We start from the raw sequence: 18582 nt of genomic DNA on the forward strand, positions 1-18582 counted from the left end.
TTGAAGGCAGGACCGGTCCCTGACGCCAGAACCGATCCGGAAGGTGTGTCTGGGATCCCAGACCCCAGCGCAGTCAGTCCCCGGCCGGCTCCGGTCCGGTGAGGTGGGCCTGCGCGTACTTGCGGAACGCCGCCAGCAGGCGGCTGTTGTCTCCCGCCCGAGTAGCGAGCACGACGTGGCACGGCTCGACGCCTTCGAGCGGGATGGTGGTCAGGTCGGGGCGCAGCGCACTGGCCGGAGCGCCCGCCGAGATCGCCACGGCCTGGCCGGCGGCGATCACCTCGAGCTTGTCCTCGATGGCTTCGATGAAGGGGCCGCCGGGGGCCCGGCGGCCGTCCGGGCGGGGGTCGATGCGCCAGAACGCGTTCAAGGCCGGGTCGGACTCCCGCAGCCGGGGCATCGGCTCGTCGGCGATGTCGTCCAGGGTGACGGATTCCTTGCCGGCCAGGCGATGCGTCCGCGGCACCAGGAGCACCCGCGGCTCCTCGTAGAGGATCGTCACGTGCAGCCGGTCGGTCGGGAACGGCAGCCGGGTCACGGCCGCGTCCACCCGGTGGTCGAGCAGAGCCGTGTGGGCCTCGTTCCAGTTCAGGTACGAGACGACCACTTCGGCGTCCGGGTGCCGGTGCCGCAGCTCCCGCACCGCCGGGGTGACGATCATGCCCATCGAGTACCCGACGGTGAGCCGGCTGGGCTGGGCCGCGGCCCGGGCGCGCGCCGCGGCCTGCGCGGACGACCGCAGCACCGCCTTGGCCAGCGGCAGGAAGACCTCTCCGGCCCCGGTCAGCCGGCTGCCCTGCGGCGTGCGGTCGAGCAGGCGGGCGCCCAGCTGCTGTTCGAGCCGGCTCATCTGCCGGCTCAGTGACGGCTGGGTGGTGTGCAGCGCCGCGGCCGCCCGGCCGAAGTGCCGGTGCTCGGCCAGCACGAGGAAGCACCGCACCAGCCGCAGGTCGAGGTCGGCCGGGGGCAGGGGGGCGGTCATACGCTCATCGTAGCCCGGCTTTTCGCCGCCTGAACCGTAGCTATGGCTCTCACCATTGGTGATACGGGAATCGTAATACCAGATGCAGAACATTCATTGGCCCTGCGACCCGGCCGGCGCGCAGGCTGGAGTCACCGGTCCGGCTTCGTCGCGGACATCCCACGGCCGCCCGCTGACCCTGTTTCCGAGGAGAATTCCCATGAACACCACTGAAATCGAAGCGGCCCGCAAGGCACTGGGCCCGGTCGGCGTGTGCCTGCCGGTCGAGTTCACCACCGCGCTCGACATCGGCGCCCAGCGCGACGCCGTCCGCCGGCTGGAACGCGCGGGCTACGGCGCGGTCTGGACCAACGAGGTCGTCGGCGGCAAGGACGCCCTGGTGCAGCTGGCCGTGCTGCTCGCGGCCACCGAGCGGATGGTGTTCGGCACCAGCATCGCCAACATCTGGGCCCGGGAGCCGCAGACGGCGCACGGCGGGGCGGCGGTGCTGGCCCAGGCCTATCCCGGCCGGATCGTGCTCGGGCTGGGCGTCGGCTACCCGGAGCAGGCGGCGGGCACCGGCCGGGAGTTCGGCCGCCCGCTGGGCACGATGCGCGATTACGTGACCCGGATGGACGCCGAGACCTGGCCGCCCGCGCCCGACGCCGGCTATCCCCGGATCATCGCCGCGAACGGCCCGAAGATGCTGGCGCTGGCGGGTGAGATCGCCGACGGGGCGTTGCCCGCGATGCTGCCGGTGGAGCTGACCACGCAGGCCAGGCAGGCGCTCGGCCCGGACAAGCTCCTCGTGGTCGGCCTGTCCGTGGTCGCCGACAGCACCCGCGACCGGTCGCGGGAAAAGGCCCGCGAGCGCGCGACGGCCTTTCTCGCCCGTCCGGGCACCGGGGCGGGCCTGGTCCGGCTCGGTTACTCCGAACAGGACGTCACCGAGGTGAGCGACCGGCTGGTCGACGCGCTCATCGCCCACGGCGAGCCGGCCGCCATCGCGGCCAAGGCGCGCGAGCACCTGGCGGCGGGCGCGGACCACGTGACGGTACTGCTCGAGCCGGGCACCGGGTTCGCGCTCGGTCTGGACCAGCTGGAGCAGCTCGCCCCGGCGTTGACCGAGGTCACCCGGCCGGCCTGACCGGGAGCCGACTGTCCACAGCAGACCCCAGCCCGCCCGGAATGCCCCTGGCTCCGCCCCAATGTGGCGTTGGTTGCGTTGGACGCACCGAACGCCACATTGGGTGCGTTGAGCGCACCGAACGCCACATTGGGGCGCATGGCCCGGTGCCGCCCGCCGCCGGTTGACCGGCGAGATCGGCGTTTCATCGGGATTTCATCGGTCCCCGCTAACTTCGGCCCCCGGGCCGGAAGTCGGCCCGCAGGGGCGCGAAGGTGAGGCTATGGCCAGCGGAACCGGTGGGGGAACGATGATCGAGGCGGCGTCGTCCGGGGTGGAGGGACTGGCCGACGCCGTCACCTCCGGGCTGGACCGCGCGGGCCCGGCGGGCGCGGTCGCGCGGCCGGTGGTGAGCGCGCTGCGCAATGTGTGGGAGGGCTACTTCGGCGCCCCCGTCCCGCCCGGCGGGACCAACTGGAACGCCTACACCCACCAGCAGCTTTACCAGATGTTGTGGGACAACGCCGATGTCGGCGACGTCAGCACGGTGGCCGCGGAGTGGCAGCGGCACGGCTCGGAGATGTCCTCCCACGCCGAAACCCTGCGCGGTCAGCAGGGCTCCCTGCGGGAGAACTGGAGCGGCGAGGCCGCCGACCACGCCTCCGGGCGGCTGGGCCAGCTCGGCGAGCGCGCCGACGGGGCCGGCACCCGGGCGGGCACCGTCGGGCACGCCGCGCAGCAGGCCGGCGACTCGCTCGCCGTCGCCCGCAACACGATGCCCAAACCGCCCGGGGACCCGACCGGGCAGGCGGTCGCCGCCGCGGCGGCCGGCGGCGCGGCGGGCGCTGTGATCGGCGGGGTGCTCGGCGCGGGTGCTGGGGGTATCGGCGCCGGGCCGGGCGCGCTGATGGGGGCCGCGATCGGCGCGGTCGCCGGTGGCGGCGCGAGCCTGCTCGCTTCCAGCGTCCAGGCCTCCGAGCAGAAGGCCGAGGCGGTGCACGTGATGCAGCGCTACGAAACCGGCCTCAACGCCAGCTCCCGCGCCATCACGAAGGGCGGGGGAACCAGCGTCGATTCCTACAGCGCCGACGACAGCACCACCGCGTCGAGCTACATCGGCGCCACCGCCGGCAGCACCACCGGCGGAATGCCGTGGCCCCAGTCGGCCGCCACGGCCGCACTCGACCCGAGCCTGAGCTCCGGGCTGCGCTCGGGCCTCGCCATGGAGAGCACGATGCTCGCCCGCAACGCCGCGATGGCGGAAATGGCCGCGATGCGCGCGGCGTCGGGCAACGGCATGATCCCGCCCGGCGGCCGCTCGACCGGCACGGGCGAAGAAGAGGAAGAGCACCACAACAAGATGCCGGTGCTCGACCAGCCGCTGCTCGGCCCCGACGAACTGACCAGCAGCCCGGTGATCGGGCTGTGAACGACAGGAGTAACCGATGACCCCGCCCGGCCACCAGGTCGCGCCCCAGGAGCTGGCCCACCAGGTCACCGCGCTCACCCAGCTCGGCAAGCAGACCGGCGAGCTGGTCGGCTCGGCCGGACGGCTGGCCGAGCGGACCCCGCAGCTCGGCACCGCGCCGCCCGCGCTGCACCTGGCGCAGCGGCTGCGCGAAGCCGCCGGGGAAACCGGCCTCACCGGTGAAATCGGCGCCGCCGACACCGAGCTGACCGGCTTCCACGACGCGCTGCAGACCACCGTCCGGCGTTACCTGGACCAGGAGTCCGAAGCCGAGCACGCGCTCAAGCAGGTCGGGCGGTCCGCCGAATGACCGCGGTGCTGCCCCGGACCGAGCCGGAGACCGTCCGGATCGGACTCGTCGAAGCCGACCTGCTGGCCGCGCACGCGGGCGCGGGCTGGCCGTTCCCGTTGCGGGTGCCCGCTTTCGGCCGGATCGCCGGCGAACGCGAGATCCTGCTGGACGTCGCCGCGCAGACGCTGCAGGCCCGGCGGCTCGCCGACGACGCCGGTCCCGAGGGGCTGGCCGCCGAAGCGGTCACCGCGCTGCGCGAGAACCGCGGTGTCGTCCATCTGGTGGTCAACGGTAAAGACGGCGCCACCGGCGTCGCCGCGATCGTCTACCGGTCCGCCGCGCTGATCTGCCGTCAAACGCTGGACGACGACCCGGCCGGCACGCTGGCCCTCCGGCGGGTGCCCGAGACCGCGCTGATCGACGCCCTGCTCACCGAGATCCCGGCGGTGGACCCGGCCCGCACGCTGCCGGTCACGGTGCCCGCGGGCGCCGTCGACGCGGCCATGGCGCTCGAAGACGACGAGGACGACACCGCCCGCGTCCACCGCCTGCGAGCGCTGGTGCGCGACCACGGCGGCGACCCCGACGCGCTGGACCACCTCGTCGGCCTGCTGGTGCCGATGACCGGGCGCGGCCAGCTCGGCGCCACGCGCGACGGGCGCACCCCGGCCGGCCCCGAACTGTCCTGGGTGGACGGTCCGAGGGGGCGGGTCCGGGTGAACCGGCCCGGCGACGGGTGGCTGAGCGTCAACCCGTTGCGCGCCAACGATCTGCGGTTCGCCCTCGGCGAGCTGGCCACCCTCGCCCGGCGGCCCCGATGACCGCGGCCGAACGATCAGGAAGGAATCCCGTGGACCCAGCACAATGGCTGGCCGGCTACGACCGGACCCTCGCCCGCGCCGCGGCGAACGCGCAGGCGGCGAGCGAGAGCCTCAGCCGCGCCGGCGGCCGGGCGACGTCCCCGCGCGGCGAGGTCGAGGTGGAGGTCGGGCCCAGCGGCGCGCTGACCGGCCTGCGGCTGAGCCCCGCGGCCCGCGCGCTCGAAGCCGACACGCTCGCCCGGCTCATCCTGAGCACCGTCCAGGACGCCCACCGCGCGGCGGGCGCGCAGGTCGTGGAGATCATGACCGAGTACGTCGGCGACGGCCCCGCGCTGCAGCTCGTCCGGGACAACATTCCGGTCGCCCCGGCCGCCGCCCCGGCCCGCGCCCGGGACGAGGACTACTTCACCAACCCGCCGGGGATAGTCGGATGACCGCCGGATTCGGGGTCGACCCCGCCCAGCTGCGCCGGCACGCGGCCACCGTCGGCGACCTCGCCGACCGGCTCGGCACGCTGTCCCGCGGCGCGCCGGCCGGGCTCGGCGACCAGTCGCTCGGCGCGTTCGTCCAGTTCCTCACCGCCGGGCTGCAGAGCGCGGCCACCAGCACCACCGGCGCCGTGGCGCACGCTTCGTCCACAGTGGACAAGGTGAGCGCGAACCTGACGCAGGCCGCCGAAGGCTACGAACGCCGCGAGCAGCACAACGGGGCCGCGCTGCCCGGGGAGGGCCTCCGATGACCACCGCCACCAGTAGCAGCAGCAGTTCGAACGCCGGACAGCTGCTCGCCGACCTGAAGTCGACCACCCAGGCGGTGCAGAACAAGGACTGGCTCTCGGCCGGGCTCGGCGGGGCGAGCACCGCGATGGACCTGCTCGGTGCCTCGTCGGACCCGCTGGCCGCGCTCACTTCCGCCGGGTTCGGCATGATCACCGAGCTGGTGCGGTTCCTCGAAGAACCGCTGAAGCAGCTGCAGGGCGACCCGGACTCGGTGTCCTCGCACTCGCAGGGGCTCAGCGACACCGGCCAGCAGGTCTCCTCGGTCGCCGACGACTACCGCCAGTCCGCCGGCCCGGAGACCTCCGACTGGTCCGGCCCGGCGGCGTCGGGTTACCAGGACACCAGCTCCCAGCACGCCGACGGCGTCGAGGCGGTCGGCACGGCGAGCACCGCGCTGGCCAGTGCCGTTTCGGGCGCCGGGGAGGTGGTCGGGAAGGCACAGGCGGCGGTCGGCGGGCTGATCTCCGAGGCCGTCGGGAAGATCATCACGCTGATGACGCAGGCGCTGGCGGCCGCGCAGGCCACCTTCGGCGCCAGCATCGCCGCGGCGATCCCGCAGGCGGTCGCGATCGCCACCGAGTACGGCGGGCAGATCGCGCAGAAGCTCGGCGTGCTGCTGTCGGACTCGAAGAACCTGTTGCAGCTCATCACTTCCGTGACGAAGGGCCTCGAAGCGGTCACGCAGCTGATGACCCAGCTCAGCGAGCAGGGCTCGAGCCAGGACGACGGGTCTTCGGCCGATTCCAGCTCGAGCCCGAGCTACGCGACCTCGGCCGGCCTCGGCTCCAGCCAGAGCGGCTCGGACCAGAGCGGCACCAAGCCGGACGGCACGACCACGTCGGACCTCGGCACGGCCCCGGACCGGCGCAGCGGCACCAGCCCGGCGGTCAGCGTCGCGAGTCCGGCGTAAGGGCGGTCCGCAGCTCGCGGTCGAGGTCGGGGCCGGGCTCGACTTCGAGGTCGAGCCGCAGCCGGTCGCGGACGCGCCGGTACACGGCCAGCGCGTCGGCGCGCCGGCCCGCCGCGCGCAGCGCCCGCATCAGCAGAACTGCCAGCGGTTCCCGGTGCGGGTGCACCGCGAGCAGCGCGGACAGCTCGGCGATGGCGTCGTCGGTGCGCTCCAGCCGCAGCTGCAGGACCGCCTTGTCCTGGACCAGGGTGAGCCGCCGCTCGGTCAGCCGCAGCCGTTCCCCCTCCGCGAACGGCCCGGGCAGGCCGGCCAGCGGCTCGCCCCGGAACAGCCCGAGCGCGCCGGCGTACGCGTCCACCGAGGCGGCGACGTCGCCGGCCCGCGCCGCCGTGCCCGCGTCGGCGATCCTCGCTTCGAGTTCCTTCAGGTCCAGCGACACGCCTTCGCCGTCGAACCGGTAACCACCGCGGTCGCTGCCGATCACCGAGTCCTGGGTATGTTCGCCGGCCGCGCGCAGGCACTTGCGCAGCCGGTGCACGTACACCGGCACGACCCGGCCGCCGGTGCCCGGCGGCTCCAGTCCCCACACGCCGTCGAGCAGCTCCGCCGTGCTGACCGTGACGCCCGGCCGCAGCACCAGCCCGGCGAGCAGCGCCTGCTGGCGCACCGGCCCGAGGTCGAGCGCCCGCGGGCCGCGCCAGGCCCGCAGCGGGCCGAGCACGCTGAATCGCAGCCCGGACAAGGGTTCCGGCTCCGCGGAGCGCGGAGGCTCCGGCTCGGCGCCGCACCGGCCGGGCACGACGAGGCCGTGGTCGAACGCGTAGACGATCGCCGCGGCCCGGTCCCGCACTCCCAGCTTGGGGTACATCGCGGCGAGGTCGCCGCGTACGGTGGCCTCGGAAACCGTGCAGTTCAAAGCGATCTCGGCGTCGCTCAGCCCGCGGCCGACGGCGGTGAGCACGTCCAGCTCGCGCGGGGTGAGCAGCCCGGGCGGCGGGCCCGTGAGGTCCCCGGACGCGCGGCGGTAGGTGGTGAGCACCCGCCCGGTGACCGCGACGTCCAGCCACGCCTCGCCCGCCGCGACCGCGCGCACCGCGCGGATCAGGTCTTCGGCCGGGGAATCCTTGAGCACGTAGCCGACCGCGCCCGCGCGTAACGCGGCGGCGAGCAGCTCGTCGTCGTCGAACGTGGTCAGCGCGAGCACCGGCGGGCGCGGCCCCGTCGCGCGCAGCCGCCGCGTCGCCTCGATCCCGTCCACCTCGCGCATCCGCAGGTCCATCACGACGACGTCGACCTCACCCGCGGCGGCCAGCGCGGCCGGCACCCCGGCGCCGTCGGCGCACTCCCCCGCGATGACGAACCCGTCGCGGCGGCGCAGGATGGTGCGCAGCCCGGAGCGCACCAGCTCCTGGTCGTCGACGAGCAGCACCCGCACCGGCGGGACGGCAGCGGTCACGACTCGGCCCCGGGGGCCAGCGGCACGGTGACGTCGACGACCCAGTCCCCGCCCTCGGGCCCGGCGAGCAGCCGCGCGCCGAGCTGGTCCGCGCGGGCGGACATGCCGGCCAGGCCGGACCCGTCCCCGGCGGGCCGGGCGTCGGTGGACAGTCTATTTCGGACAGTCAGGCGGGCCTCACCCGGATCGATCCGCAGCCACACCGCCACGGCTGCCGCCGGGGCGTGTTTTACCGCATTGGCCAAGGACTCCTGTGCGATGCGGTAGAGCCCGAGCCCCACCGCGGGGCCGACCGCGCCCACGTCACCCTCCTCTTTGTACCGCGTGTCCAGCCCGGCCGCGCGGGTGTCCGCCACCAGTTCCGCGATGTCACCCGCGTCCGGCAGCGGCCGGGTGCCGGCGGGTTCGCGGGCGAGCAGCCCGACCGTCCGCCGGATGTCGGCCATGGCCGCCCGGCCGACCCGCTCGGCCTCGGTGAGCGCTGCCACCGCCTCGTCGATGTCACGGTCGGTCCGCAGCCCGTGCCGCGCGCCGGTCAGGTGCAGCAGGGTGATGCTCAGCGAGTGCGCGACGACGTCGTGCACCTCGCGCGCGATCCGCTGCCGCTCGGCCAGCATCGCCTGGTCGCGCACCGCGTCCTGCTTGCCGCGCTCGGCGTCCAGCGCCCGCACGTACCAGCGGAGCATGAACCCGGCGCACAGCCCGAGCAGGACGGCGAGCGTGTAGACGGAGAAGCCGACCAGCCCGACCGTCGCCCAGGCGACTCCGAGCACCCCGATCCCGGCGGCGGCCACCACGAACGCCAGCCAGCCCGCCGCGATCGCCGCCACCTCGGCGGTCAGCACGGCCAGCATCACCGGCGCGAAGTCCGGTACCACCGGGTGCGTGAGCAGCACCGTGACCGAAGCGAGCACCGTCAGCGATTTCGCCCAGGACGGCGCGATCCGCCCGGTCACCACCCACAGCAGCGCCGACGCCGCGGCGAGCAGCACGGCCGCCGTCATCGCCACCGGCGGGCGGCCGTCGCGCTCGGCGATCGCGACCACCAGGGGCAGCGCCGTGAACGCGCTGATGCCCAGAGGCGCCCACCAGGGCAGCGTGATCCCCGACCGGCTCAGGCCGTCGCCCAGCCGGACGCGGAACGCGTCCATGGCCTTCCCCCACATTCGGATCAGCCTAGTGGCGCGTGATTCCGCTTTGGTTACCTGGTTGCGGTGCGCCGGCCCCGGCTCCCAGCGCGGAATCCAGGAGGACTTCGGCCGCCGCCCGGGCGTGGCGGCCGTAACGGGGGTCGTCCAGGACCATGGCGCGGACGGCGGCGCCGTCGGCGAGGCTGACCAGTTGCTCGGCCAGCGGCTCCGCGTCCTCGACGCCCAGCTCGGCCACCAGCTCCGTGACCAGGCGGAGCATCACCAATTTCTGGGCGCGCGCGTACGCGTGCACCGCGTTGTCCGGGTCGGGGTACTCCGCCGCGGCGTCGAGGAACGGGCAGCCGCGCACCGGGCCGCCGGTCGGCTCCGGCAGGTCGAACAGGGCGAGGATCCGCTCGCGCGGCGGCAGGCCCGCGTGGGTCAGCACGTCGTGCAGCGTGCCGCCCGAGTCGGACAGGTCCGTCAGCTGGGCGACGACCAGCTCGTCTTTCGTCGGGAAATGGCTGTACAGCGTGCGTTTCGACACCGGCGCCGCGGCCGCGACCTGTTCCATGCTCGTGCCGGCGATGCCGTGGCGCGCGAACAACGCGCCCGCGGCGGCCAGCACCCGCTCGCGCCCGCCGCGCCCCGCCCGGCGGACCACGCCCGTCTTCTCAGCCATGCGTTAAGTGTACAGCAGCGTTTACCTAAGGCCTGGACAGCTGCTACGGTTTAAGTACACGCGATCGTTTACCTAAGCGCAGGAGGACTCCCCATGACCACAGCTGCCGGCACCGACCTGGTCACCGCCGCCGAGACGCTGATCCGTGGCCGGCGGGCGATCCGCTCGTTCCGGCCGACGCCCGTGCCCGAGGAGACGCAACGGGCGATCTTCGCGCTGGCGGCCACCGCCCCGTCCAACTCGAACGCCCAGCCCTGGCAGGTCGAGGTGGTCAGCGGGCGGACGCGGGACGCCCTCGCCGACGCCCTCCAGGCCGCGCACGCCCGCGGCCGCCGTTCGGTCGATTTCCCGTACAGCGAGGACATCTACACCGAGGTGCACCAGAAACGGCGTGCGGCCGCGGGCGGTGCCCTTTACGGCGCACTGGAAATCGGCCGCGACGACCACGACGCGCGCGACGCCTACAACGCGGAGAGCCTGCGTTTCTACGGCGCCCCGCACGTCGCGTTGCTCTTCGCGCCCGACACGGCGGAGGCCCGGCTCGCGGCGGATGTCGGGATGTACGGCCAAACCCTGCTGCTGGCGATGCAGGCGCACGGCGTGGCGAGCTGTCCGCAAGGACTGCTGAGCTTCTACGCGGACACGGTGCGGGACACGCTCGGCGTCCGCGGCGGGAAGCTGCTCTTCGGGATCTCCTTCGGTTACGCCGACGACCACGCCCCGGTCAACCGGATCGAGGTGACACGGGCGCCGCTCGACGAGACCACGCGCTTCCACCGCTGAGTCCACTGCTGGTGAATCCACTGCTGTTGAATCCACTGTGGAATGTTCACAGCTCGATCCCGTCGTGGGAAGACCGGCTAGGACCGGTGCGCAGGTGCGCCCGCATTCCCTGCGGCCCGAACAGGATCAGCAGTTCGACCGCGCCGCCGTCGGCACTGCCCAGCCAGTGCGGCAGGGCCGTGTCGAACTCGGCCGCCTCCCCGGGCGCCACGATCAGGTCGCGCTCGCCGAGCACCAGCCGCAGCCGGCCGTTGAGGACGTACAGCCATTCGAAGCCCTCGTGTGTCTGCAGCGTCGGTTCGAGCGGTTCCGGCCGGGCGGGGATGATCATCTTGAACGACTGCATCCCGCCCGGCCGCCGGGTCAACGGCACGAAGACCATCCCGAACCGCCGGATCGGCTTCAGGTGGATCCTCGGGTCGCCGGTGCGCGGGGCGCCGACGAGGTCGTCCAGCGGGACGCCGTAGGTACCGGCCAGCGGCAGCAGCAGTTCCAGGGTCGCCCGGCGCTGCCCGCTCTCCAGCCGGGACAGGGTGCTCTCCGACACCCCGGTCGTCGCCGCGAGGTCGGCGAGGGTGATGCCGCGTTCGCGGCGCAGGGCGCGCAGCCGGGGCCCGACCGCGTCGAGCACGTCGTCCATTCGATGGTCCACGGGCCCATCTTGCCGGAACCGCAAGTTCTCGTGCCAGAACCGGGCGAGCCTGGCAACACTGACCGCATGACCGAACGAGTCCTGAAGAGCACCACCGCCCGCCGCCGCGGGGACACCCCGCCGCCCCGGCCCGGAGGCAGCGAGGCCGAAACCCTGCGCGGCTTCCTCGACTACCTGCGGGCTTCGATGGCCGCGAAGGTCGACGGCGCCCCCGAACCGCAGGTCCGCACCGCCGGGGTGCCGTCGGGCACGAACCTGCTGGGCCTGCTCAACCACCTCACCTTCGTCGAGCGCGCGACCTTCCTCGGCGAGAAGGTGACCAGCTGGCCGGCGACGTTCCAGGCCGCGCCCGCCGACAGCGTGGCCGACGTCGTCGCCCGCTACCAGGAGACGGTCGAGCGTGCGAACGCCGTCCTCGACGGCTGCACCGACCTCGGCGCGCCGATCCCCCGGCCGGGAAGTCCCGCTCCCAGCGTCCGCTGGGCGCTGACGCACCTGATCGAGGAGACCGGCCGTCACGCGGGCCACGCGGACATCCTCCGCGAGCTGATCGACGGCGCCACCGGGCGCTGAAACCCGTAACGAGAAAAGGACTTCATGATCACCGCACCACGCCGGCCCGCGCCGGCGACCGTCATGCTCGCCTTCCTGCTGGCGATCGGCACCGCGGCCTGCTCCACGCCTGCCGCCGACGTGCCCCCGTACGCCGCCGCGACCCAGAACGACCCGAAGTTCACGAGCACCTTCCGGCACGAGTTCGCCGACGTCGACGGTGTCAAGATGCACTACGTGACCGGCGGCAAGGGCTCGCCCGTGGTGCTGCTGCACGGCTGGCCGCAGACCTGGTACGGCTGGTGGCCGGTCATGCCGGCGCTGGCCGAGCACCACACCGTCTACGCCGTGGACCTCCCCGGGCTGGGCGACAGCGCCGGTTCCCCGACCGGCTACGACAAAGCGACCCTGGCGCGGTACGTGCACACCCTGATCGCCGGCCGGCTCGGGGTGCGGGACGCCACCGTCGTCGGGCACGACCTCGGCGCCGCGGTGGCCTTCCAGTACGCCGACCAATTCCCCGCCGACACCACCCGGCTCGGCTACCTCGACCTGCCGCTGCCCGGGCCCGCGATCAACGCCGCCACGTACCGGACCTTGAGCTGGCACATCGCCTTCCACTCCCAGCCCCGGGTGCCGGAGGCGGTGGTCGGCGACGACGTCCGCGCGTACCTGGCACTGTTCTACCCCCAGGTTTCCTTCGGTGGCACGGCGTTCGGCGGAAGCGCGGACCGTTCCCCGTTCACCGGCGCCGAGATCGACGAGTACGCGCGAACCTACAGCCGGCCCGAGGTCCTTTCGGGCGGCTTCGACCTTTACCGCTCCCTCGACAAGGACGTCCGCGACACCGTGGCGGCGCCACCGACCCAGGTGCCGACCCTGCTCATGACCGCGCAGGGGCAGCTCGACGCGATCCGCGCCACCGTGGCCCCGCGCGTCACCGACATCGTGCGCGCGGTGGACGTGCCGCACGCGGGACATTGGCTCGTCGAAGAAAACCCCCAGTTCGTCACCGCGGAGCTGCTGCGCTTCCTCGGCGGCTGACCGGGTCCAGCGTGGCGACCAGCGGCTGGACGGAGGCCGTCAGGTGGTCGCGCAGCCAGCGGGAGGCGGGGTCGCCGTCGAGCCGGCGGTGCCAGCCCAGCTCGACGTGGACCGTGGGCAGGTCCAGCGGAACCTCGTGCCACCGCACGGGAACGCCCCGTTCGACCAGGTGCTGGGCCATCACCCGGGACACCAGGCAGATGGCGTCCTCCTCCAGCGCGATCAGGGACGCCACAGCGTAAGAGGGGACGACCGCGACGACCCGGCGGGAGCGGCCCACGCGGTCCAGCGCCTCGTCCAGCGGACCGCGGGCGAGGCCACGGCGGGAGGCGGAGATGTGCGGGTACGCGCACAGGTCGTCCACCGTCAGCGCCGGGGCCCGGCCCAGGGCCGAGTGCGCCGCCACCAGCGCGACGAAGTGGTCCGAGAACAGCGGCCGGGTCACCAGGTCCGGCGGGGTCGGCCCGGTCAGCCCGATTTCGAGGTCGAGCGAGCCGTCGCGGAGCTGATCGGGTTCCTTCGAGTCCTGGGTGACGAACCGCAGGCGGACCTCCGGCGCCTCGGCCGAGATCCGCTGGATCAGGCGCGGCGCGAGCACCGGGACGAGCCCGTCGTTGACCCGGATGGCGAAGGTGCGCTGCCAGGTCCGCGGGTCGGGCCCCGCGGGGTCGGCCCGGAGGGTGGCCGCGGCCTCCAGCAGCGCCTTGACCTTGGCCGCCGAGGCCAGGGCGAACGGCGTGGGCACGAGGCCGCGGCCGGCGCGCACCAGGATCTGGTCGTTCATCGCCTCCCGCAGCCGGCCCAGCGCCCGGCTGGTGGCCGGGACGGACAGGTGGAGCCGGGCCGCGGCCGCCGACACGCTGGCGGTGTCCATCAGCACGTCGAACACCCGCAACAGGTTGAGGTCGAGCTGGTCGGCCATGGGCGCCTCCGTTCGGGTTTGCGTCAGACGCAAAGTATACGTGTCAAGCATGCATTGGACATCAAGCCAGATCGGCCAGAGACTGGATCCATGATCAGCGCAGCAACGAAAACCACGGCCCGCATCGTCCGGCCGTCCGCCTACGGCACCCCCGACGTGCTCGCCGTCTTCGACACCCCGGTGCCGCGGCCGGCCGCCGACGGCGTGGTCGTCGAGGTCCGGGCCGCCGGGGTCAACCCCATCGACTGGAAGCTCTACAGCGGCGCCTTCCACGCCGTCGACAAGAAGAACGAGGACGCCGCCGGGGTCGCCGGCGAGGCCCTGCCCGCCATCGGCCTGGAGTGCGCGGGCGTGATCACCGCGATCGGCCCGGAGGCGGCCGGGTTCGGGATCGGCGACGAGGTGATCGTCTTCCCCGTCACCGCCGCCTACGCCGACTACGTCACCGCGCCCGTCTCCTCCCTGACCCCCAAGCCCGCGGGCCTGGGCTGGGCCGAGGCCGGGGCGCTGATGCTCGTCGGCACCACCGCCGTGCACACCCTGCACGCGGCCGGCGTGGGCGAGGGCGACACCGTGCTCGTCCACGGCGGGTCCGGCGGGGTCGGGCTGATGGCTGTGCAGCTGGCGGCCGCCCGGGGCGCGACCGTGATCGCCACGGCCGCGGAACGCAACCACGGCCTGCTGCGTGAGCTCGGCGCCATCCCCGTGGCCTACGGGGATGGGTTGCTCGACCGCGTGCGCGCCGTCGCGCCGGGCGGGGTCACCGCCGCCGTCGATCTCGCCGGCACCGCCGAAGCGCTCGACACCTCGCTGGAACTCGTCGCCGACCGGCAGCGGATCGCCTCGATCGCCGGCACCGACCGGCGCGCCACCGCCGGGATCAAGGTGCTCGGCTACGGGCCCGGCCAGGACGCGGGCGCCGAAGTCCGCAACGCCGCCCGCGCCGAGCTGGCCGCTCTCGCGGGCACGGGCGAGCTGCGGGTCGTCGTCGACGCCGTCTACCCGCTGCACGAGGCGGCGAAGGCGCATCAGGCCGGGATCGACGGGCACGCCCCCGGAAAGCTCGTGCTGATCCCCTGAAACCGTTCCCTGCAAACGAAAAGACAGGAGGGCAGAACGATGAAGCACACGGAGGAGGCGCCGCTTTTCGACGTCGCCGTGGTCGGGTGCGGCCCGGTGGGCCTGATGCTCGCGGCCCTGTTGGGAAAGGCGGGGCATTCCGTCGTGGCGCTCGAGCGGTATCCGGGCCCCTACGGCCTGCCCCGGGCCGCGAGCTTCGACGGCGAGATCATGCGCGCGCTGGCCGGCCTGGGGATCGCCGCCGAGCTGGCGCCCTCCCTGTATCCGCAGAAGGCTTACGAATGGCGCAACGGCGCGGGTGAGCTCCTGATCAAGATGGACTGTCGGGAGGTCGGCGACAGCGGCTGGCCGGACATGACCATGTTCCACCAGCCGGACCTGGAGCACGCGCTGTACTCGCGGTGCGCCGCGCTGCCGAGCGTCGACATCCGTTACGGCACCACGGTTACCGGCCTGACGCAGGCCCGCGACCACGTCACCTTGCAGTCCGCGGACGGTGACACGGTCTCGGCCCGTTACGTGGTCGGTTGCGACGGCGGGAACAGCTTCGTCCGGGAAGCCCTGGCCGTCGAGCAGGACGATCTCGGCTTCGCCGAGCCCTGGCTGGTCTGCGATTTCGCGCTCCGGCGCCCGGCGGCGGAGCTGGGACTGCCGTCGTGCGTGCAGATCGGCGATCCCGAGGAGCCGACCACCATCCTGACCACGGGGGTGGACCGCCAGCGGTTCTGCTTCATGCTCGACGACGCCGGGGAACACGAAACCCACCGCACCCCGGACGCCGCTTGGGCCCGGGTGAGCCGCTACCTTTCCCCGGACGACGCCGAGATCGTGCGGGTCGCCACCTACGTCTTCCGGTCGCTGGTCGCGCGGCGGTGGCGTGACGGCCGGGTCCTGCTCGCCGGGGACGCCGCGCACCAGATGCCGCCGTTTCTGGGCCAGGGCATGTGTTCGGGCCTGCGGGACGTGCTGAACATCGCGTTCAAGCTGGATCTCGTGCTGCGGGGAGTCCAGGACGCCGACGTGCTCGACACGTACCAGAGCGAACGGGAACCGCACGTGCGCGGGGTGATGGCCACGAGTGTGGAGCTGGGCCGTCAGCACACGGTGCGGGATCCGGCGCTGGCCCGCGAACGCGACGCGAAGCTGGTAGCGCGCCACGCCTCGCTCGAGGAGCCGGAGCGCATCGTGCTGCCGGACCTCGGCCCCGGTCTGCTCGGCCGGGGCGGCGGCCGGCTGTCGGTCCAGGGCCGGGTCAGCAACGGGCGGAGGACCGGCCGGCTCGACGACGTCGTCGGCGGGGGTTTCCGCCTGCTGGTCACCGAGGAGGCCCTGCCCACGCTCGACCTGGCCGCGCTCGGTGCGGCCGGCGTCAAGGTCGCCGGGTTCGGCTCGTCCGCCGGAGGGTCCGTCGTGATCGACTCGGACGGCACGCACCGGCGCTGGCTTTCCGGCCTCGGCGCTGTCGCGGCGGCCGTGCGCCCCGACAACTACGTCTTCGCCGCCGGGGCGGACGCGCGGGAGGTGGCGGGAGAACTGCTGGCGATCCTCGTTCCCGGAAGCCGGAACTGATCCGGTTTCCGGGAACGAGGGCCTGCTTCGAGAAGGCCGCCTACTCGGACGGCAGTTTCCCGGCCCACGCCGTCAGGACCGCGGCGTAGCGGGCCGGTTCGGTCGTGTGCATCACGTGCGCCGCGTCGGGGAACGACTGGTAGTCCACGGGAACGCCGGCCGCGCGGATGATCGCCTGGGCCTGGCCGGCCTGCAGGTCCGACACCGCGCCGGCGGATTCACCGGTCTCCGGGTCGGTGGCGCGCGCGTGGTGGGTCAGCAGCATCGGCGCCTTCACCTGCGACAGCATCCGGTCGTGCGGGCAGTGGAGCCCGACCGTTCCCTCGAAGAACACACGAGCCCACTCCGGGTCGTACTCCTTCAGGTTCTGCGGCGGCTCGGCTGTGCCCGACTGCCGGCTCGCCATCTCGGACGGCGACGCCTGGGCGGCGGCGGTGAATCCGGCCCAGTCGCCCACGGACCACTGGTCGCCGAGGTGGTCGCGGTACAGCTCGAACACCGGGCCCGCCCCCTGGCGGATGCCGGTCCCGTGGGCCGGGGCGAGTTCGGACGAGAACAACGGCGCGTCCTCGCAGAGCGCGCCGCGGATCTGGCCGGGCATCGCGTAGGCGGAGAGCCAGGCCGCGAGCACTCCGCCCGAAGAGCAGCCCGCCACGACGACCGGCCGCCGGACGACCAGCGCGAGGAACCGCACCAGGTCGTTGCCGAAGTTGTCGAGGCTGTAGCGCTTCGGCGTCCAGGTGCTGCGGCCCTGGCCCCGGAGGTCGACCGCGAACACGTGGAAGTCCTTTGCCAGCAACGCCATGGCGGCCTCCTAACTCCACCACGACCCGGTCTGCTCCGGCAGCAGGAGCAGCGCGGGCTTGTCCGGCGTGCCGGCCTCGGCGTAGTTGAGGACAACCTCGCCGAGGTCGGCCTGCTGCTCCGGGAACGCGTGCGGGACGAAGACGTTTCGTGCCGAAGGCGTCACCTGTACCGACATCGCATTTCTCCTTCTGGGGTGAGGCGCTCCGCCGCTACTTCCCCGCAGAGGAATCCGGCCGGCGGGCTGTTGATCACCAACCCCACTCTAGGCCGCCGGACCGGACGTGCCAGGAAGTGTGACACCCAGGCTCGGCCCGGCGCCGGCGTCAAGCGCCGTACGTGGCCTGCTTCACGGCGAACACGTTGCGGCTCCCGACGGTCTCCTGCAGGCTCCACAGCAGGTCCGCGTTGGCCGTGTCTTCCCAGTAGGAAAGGCTTTCCCCGCCGCCGACCCAGGCGTGGGTGGCGGCGCCGGTGGCCGGCGTCCAGTAGTAGAGCTTCTTGTCGCCCGAGGAGTTGAACCACCACCGCCCGTTGTGCGACGCGACGCCGTTCAGCTTGTACCAGGGCAACTGCAGGGCTTCGCTGGCCGTGGTCGAGGCGGCGAACGTCGTGGCCCCCGGGCCGAACGGGAAGCGGATCGCGCGCGGCGGGCGGTTCGGGTAGTCCTCGCAGCCGGACGGGCAGGTGTACTCCGCCATCACGATCGACTTGCTGACGCGGTCCAGTGAGATCGACGACCAGGCCAGGGCGGCGTTCGACGTCGTGCTCGCGGTGATGGTGCCGACCTGCGGCAGGGCGTACGCATAGTTGTGGGCGTAGTAGGTGCTGCCGGTCTGGTGGCCGATCTGGTCCGCGGTCCCGCCGGTGTTCGTCTTGAGGATCTTGCGCATGTCGAACACGCGCATGCCGTGCCCGGTGTCGGCGACGTACAGGTAGTCGCCGTACCAGGAGACGCCGCCGGCGTGGATCGGGATGTCCTTGAAGTCCGGCGCGGCCGCGGTGCCGGTCGGCTGCACGAGCAGGATCTTGCGGTACTTGTCGGGATAGGTCGCGTCCCAGTCGGCCAGGATGATCCGGCTGCGCTGCTGGGCGCCGCCGCACGCGGTGTCGGTGTACCAGCTGGTGACCACGAGCTGGTGGCCGTCGTAGTTGCCGCTGTTGGCCGTGCCCACCGCGTCACGGCTGGTGGTGATGCCCTGCGGGTAGCTCTTGCAGTCGGAGTTGTCCCCGGAATCGAACCGGAAACCACCGGACAGCCCGGCGACGGAGAAGGACGACGGCAGCGCGGTCCGGTCGAGGTTCGCGTTGTCCATCACCGTGTGGACGGGCGCGGTCCCCACCTTCGAGACCAGCGCCGAGTTGATCGCGTCGAACTGGGTGTAGTTCGCGCTGAGCGTGAACTGGCCGGTGGGCAGGGTCGTCGGGCCGGCCGCGGCGAAGGCCGGCGCGGTGAGCACCCCGGCGGCCAGCGTTCCGGCGGCTGCCAGTGCCGATACAAGCAGGGCCGACGCGAGCAGGGCAGAACGACGTACTGACATGAATCCCCCA

General features: G+C 73.1%; 21 protein-coding genes. 12 read left to right on the plus strand and 9 right to left on the minus strand.

What is annotated here, in order from left to right; translation table 11 throughout:
- Positions 1-73: 73 nt before the first annotated feature.
- Positions 74-982, minus strand: coding sequence for a LysR family transcriptional regulator (locus tag OG943_RS14325; protein WP_328610247.1), 909 nt, complete (start codon positions 980-982; stop codon positions 74-76).
- A 199-nt stretch (positions 983-1181) separates the two neighbouring features.
- Between OG943_RS14325 and OG943_RS14330 the strand changes: the two genes are divergently transcribed.
- The 7 genes from OG943_RS14330 (at position 1182) to OG943_RS14360 (ending at position 6357) form a co-directional block, all read left to right on the plus strand.
- On the plus strand, positions 1182-2108 hold the full coding sequence (locus OG943_RS14330) for a TIGR03620 family F420-dependent LLM class oxidoreductase (RefSeq protein WP_328610248.1): 927 nt from the start codon (positions 1182-1184) through the stop codon (positions 2106-2108).
- 262 nt (positions 2109-2370) lie between these two features.
- Positions 2371-3516: a WXG100 family type VII secretion target gene (locus OG943_RS14335; protein ID WP_328610249.1), complete on the plus strand. Its 1146-nt coding sequence runs from the start codon at positions 2371-2373 to the stop codon at positions 3514-3516.
- Positions 3517-3532: 16 nt separating this feature from the next.
- Positions 3533-3865 carry a hypothetical protein gene (locus tag OG943_RS14340; protein WP_328610250.1) on the plus strand — a complete coding sequence of 111 codons (333 nt, stop codon included), beginning with the start codon at positions 3533-3535 and terminating at the stop codon, positions 3863-3865.
- Complete coding sequence (locus OG943_RS14345; protein WP_328610251.1) at positions 3862-4668, plus strand: ESX secretion-associated protein EspG; 807 nt, start codon at positions 3862-3864, stop codon at positions 4666-4668. The genes OG943_RS14340 and OG943_RS14345 overlap by 4 nt, the downstream gene beginning before the upstream one ends.
- 29 nt (positions 4669-4697) lie before the next feature.
- Entirely contained in the window at positions 4698-5102 is a 405-nt protein-coding gene (locus OG943_RS14350) for a YbaB/EbfC family nucleoid-associated protein (protein WP_328610252.1), read from the plus strand.
- Positions 5099-5407 (plus strand): type VII secretion target, encoded by a 309-nt coding sequence (locus OG943_RS14355; protein ID WP_328610253.1) that lies wholly within the window; start codon positions 5099-5101, stop codon positions 5405-5407. Before OG943_RS14350 ends, OG943_RS14355 begins: the two co-directional genes overlap by 4 nt.
- Positions 5404-6357, plus strand: coding sequence for a WXG100 family type VII secretion target (locus OG943_RS14360; RefSeq protein WP_328610254.1), 954 nt, complete (start codon positions 5404-5406; stop codon positions 6355-6357). The genes OG943_RS14355 and OG943_RS14360 overlap by 4 nt, the downstream gene beginning before the upstream one ends.
- Here the strand turns inward: OG943_RS14360 and OG943_RS14365 are convergent.
- Genes OG943_RS14365 through OG943_RS14375 form a run of 3 tightly spaced genes read right to left on the minus strand, consistent with a single transcriptional unit; the run spans position 6335 to position 9625 of the window.
- Positions 6335-7813 carry a BTAD domain-containing putative transcriptional regulator gene (locus OG943_RS14365; RefSeq protein WP_328610255.1) on the minus strand — a complete coding sequence of 493 codons (1479 nt, stop codon included), beginning with the start codon at positions 7811-7813 and terminating at the stop codon, positions 6335-6337. The genes OG943_RS14360 and OG943_RS14365 overlap by 23 nt on opposite strands.
- The gene (locus OG943_RS14370; RefSeq protein WP_328610256.1) at positions 7810-8964 is read right to left on the minus strand and encodes a sensor histidine kinase; all 1155 of its coding nucleotides are present in this window, start codon (positions 8962-8964) and stop codon (positions 7810-7812) included. The genes OG943_RS14365 and OG943_RS14370 overlap by 4 nt, the downstream gene beginning before the upstream one ends.
- Positions 8965-8989: 25 nt before the next feature.
- Positions 8990-9625, minus strand: a complete 636-nt coding sequence (locus OG943_RS14375) for a TetR/AcrR family transcriptional regulator (protein ID WP_328610257.1) — start codon at positions 9623-9625, stop codon at positions 8990-8992.
- A 93-nt stretch (positions 9626-9718) separates the two neighbouring features.
- Here OG943_RS14375 and OG943_RS14380 point away from each other — a divergent pair, with 93 nt between their 5' ends.
- On the plus strand, positions 9719-10408 hold the full coding sequence (locus tag OG943_RS14380) for a nitroreductase (protein ID WP_328610258.1): 690 nt from the start codon (positions 9719-9721) through the stop codon (positions 10406-10408).
- 46 nt (positions 10409-10454) lie between these two features.
- Here OG943_RS14380 and OG943_RS14385 read toward each other — a convergent pair whose 3' ends face one another.
- A complete protein-coding gene (locus OG943_RS14385; RefSeq protein ID WP_442874788.1) occupies positions 10455-11048 on the minus strand; it encodes a helix-turn-helix domain-containing protein in 594 nt (197 codons plus the stop codon).
- Between the two features lie 78 nt (positions 11049-11126).
- Here OG943_RS14385 and OG943_RS14390 point away from each other — a divergent pair, with 78 nt between their 5' ends.
- Both OG943_RS14390 and OG943_RS14395 read left to right on the plus strand, forming a co-directional pair.
- Entirely contained in the window at positions 11127-11633 is a 507-nt protein-coding gene (locus OG943_RS14390; RefSeq protein ID WP_328610260.1) for a DinB family protein, read from the plus strand.
- 24 nt (positions 11634-11657) lie between these two features.
- Positions 11658-12656 carry an alpha/beta fold hydrolase gene (locus tag OG943_RS14395; RefSeq protein WP_328610261.1) on the plus strand — a complete coding sequence of 333 codons (999 nt, stop codon included), beginning with the start codon at positions 11658-11660 and terminating at the stop codon, positions 12654-12656.
- Here OG943_RS14395 and OG943_RS14400 read toward each other — a convergent pair.
- Positions 12622-13578 carry a LysR family transcriptional regulator gene (locus OG943_RS14400; protein WP_328610262.1) on the minus strand — a complete coding sequence of 319 codons (957 nt, stop codon included), beginning with the start codon at positions 13576-13578 and terminating at the stop codon, positions 12622-12624. The two genes, OG943_RS14395 and OG943_RS14400, sit on opposite strands and share 35 nt — an antisense overlap.
- A 90-nt stretch (positions 13579-13668) precedes the next feature.
- Here OG943_RS14400 and OG943_RS14405 point away from each other — a divergent pair, with 90 nt between their 5' ends.
- Positions 13669-14658 carry an NADP-dependent oxidoreductase gene (locus OG943_RS14405; RefSeq protein WP_328610263.1) on the plus strand — a complete coding sequence of 330 codons (990 nt, stop codon included), beginning with the start codon at positions 13669-13671 and terminating at the stop codon, positions 14656-14658.
- A gap of 39 nt (positions 14659-14697) precedes the next feature.
- Positions 14698-16227: a bifunctional 3-(3-hydroxy-phenyl)propionate/3-hydroxycinnamic acid hydroxylase gene (locus OG943_RS14410; protein ID WP_328610264.1), complete on the plus strand. Its 1530-nt coding sequence runs from the start codon at positions 14698-14700 to the stop codon at positions 16225-16227.
- Positions 16228-16267: 40 nt separating this feature from the next.
- On the opposite strand, the gene OG943_RS14415 is transcribed toward OG943_RS14410, so the two are convergent.
- From OG943_RS14415 to OG943_RS14425, 3 genes are all read right to left on the minus strand, one after another.
- On the minus strand, positions 16268-17032 hold the full coding sequence (locus tag OG943_RS14415; RefSeq protein ID WP_328610265.1) for an alpha/beta hydrolase: 765 nt from the start codon (positions 17030-17032) through the stop codon (positions 16268-16270).
- A 9-nt stretch (positions 17033-17041) separates the two neighbouring features.
- The gene (locus OG943_RS14420; RefSeq protein ID WP_328610266.1) at positions 17042-17209 is read right to left on the minus strand and encodes a hypothetical protein; all 168 of its coding nucleotides are present in this window, start codon (positions 17207-17209) and stop codon (positions 17042-17044) included.
- A 148-nt stretch (positions 17210-17357) separates the two neighbouring features.
- A complete protein-coding gene (locus OG943_RS14425; protein WP_328610267.1) occupies positions 17358-18572 on the minus strand; it encodes a hypothetical protein in 1215 nt (404 codons plus the stop codon).
- Positions 18573-18582 lie beyond the last annotated feature (10 nt).

The sequence above is a fragment of the Amycolatopsis sp. NBC_00345 genome, from assembly GCF_036116635.1.
Lineage (GTDB): Bacteria > Actinomycetota > Actinomycetes > Mycobacteriales > Pseudonocardiaceae > Amycolatopsis.

Coding starts and splice junctions, on each gene's coding strand:
- OG943_RS14325 (WP_328610247.1), bottom strand. CDS start 982: ATGACCGCCCCCCTGCCCCCGGCCGACCTCGACCTGCGGCTGGTGCGG.
- OG943_RS14330 (WP_328610248.1), top strand. CDS start 1,182: ATGAACACCACTGAAATCGAAGCGGCCCGCAAGGCACTGGGCCCGGTC.
- OG943_RS14335 (WP_328610249.1), top strand. CDS start 2,371: ATGGCCAGCGGAACCGGTGGGGGAACGATGATCGAGGCGGCGTCGTCC.
- OG943_RS14340 (WP_328610250.1), top strand. CDS start 3,533: ATGACCCCGCCCGGCCACCAGGTCGCGCCCCAGGAGCTGGCCCACCAG.
- OG943_RS14345 (WP_328610251.1), top strand. CDS start 3,862: ATGACCGCGGTGCTGCCCCGGACCGAGCCGGAGACCGTCCGGATCGGA.
- OG943_RS14355 (WP_328610253.1), top strand. CDS start 5,099: ATGACCGCCGGATTCGGGGTCGACCCCGCCCAGCTGCGCCGGCACGCG.
- OG943_RS14360 (WP_328610254.1), top strand. CDS start 5,404: ATGACCACCGCCACCAGTAGCAGCAGCAGTTCGAACGCCGGACAGCTG.
- OG943_RS14370 (WP_328610256.1), bottom strand. CDS start 8,964: ATGGACGCGTTCCGCGTCCGGCTGGGCGACGGCCTGAGCCGGTCGGGG.
- OG943_RS14375 (WP_328610257.1), bottom strand. CDS start 9,625: ATGGCTGAGAAGACGGGCGTGGTCCGCCGGGCGGGGCGCGGCGGGCGC.
- OG943_RS14380 (WP_328610258.1), top strand. CDS start 9,719: ATGACCACAGCTGCCGGCACCGACCTGGTCACCGCCGCCGAGACGCTG.
- OG943_RS14385 (WP_442874788.1), bottom strand. CDS start 11,048: ATGGACGACGTGCTCGACGCGGTCGGGCCCCGGCTGCGCGCCCTGCGC.
- OG943_RS14390 (WP_328610260.1), top strand. CDS start 11,127: ATGACCGAACGAGTCCTGAAGAGCACCACCGCCCGCCGCCGCGGGGAC.
- OG943_RS14395 (WP_328610261.1), top strand. CDS start 11,658: ATGATCACCGCACCACGCCGGCCCGCGCCGGCGACCGTCATGCTCGCC.
- OG943_RS14400 (WP_328610262.1), bottom strand. CDS start 13,578: ATGGCCGACCAGCTCGACCTCAACCTGTTGCGGGTGTTCGACGTGCTG.
- OG943_RS14405 (WP_328610263.1), top strand. CDS start 13,669: ATGATCAGCGCAGCAACGAAAACCACGGCCCGCATCGTCCGGCCGTCC.
- OG943_RS14410 (WP_328610264.1), top strand. CDS start 14,698: ATGAAGCACACGGAGGAGGCGCCGCTTTTCGACGTCGCCGTGGTCGGG.
- OG943_RS14415 (WP_328610265.1), bottom strand. CDS start 17,032: ATGGCGTTGCTGGCAAAGGACTTCCACGTGTTCGCGGTCGACCTCCGG.
- OG943_RS14420 (WP_328610266.1), bottom strand. CDS start 17,209: ATGTCGGTACAGGTGACGCCTTCGGCACGAAACGTCTTCGTCCCGCAC.
- OG943_RS14425 (WP_328610267.1), bottom strand. CDS start 18,572: ATGTCAGTACGTCGTTCTGCCCTGCTCGCGTCGGCCCTGCTTGTATCG.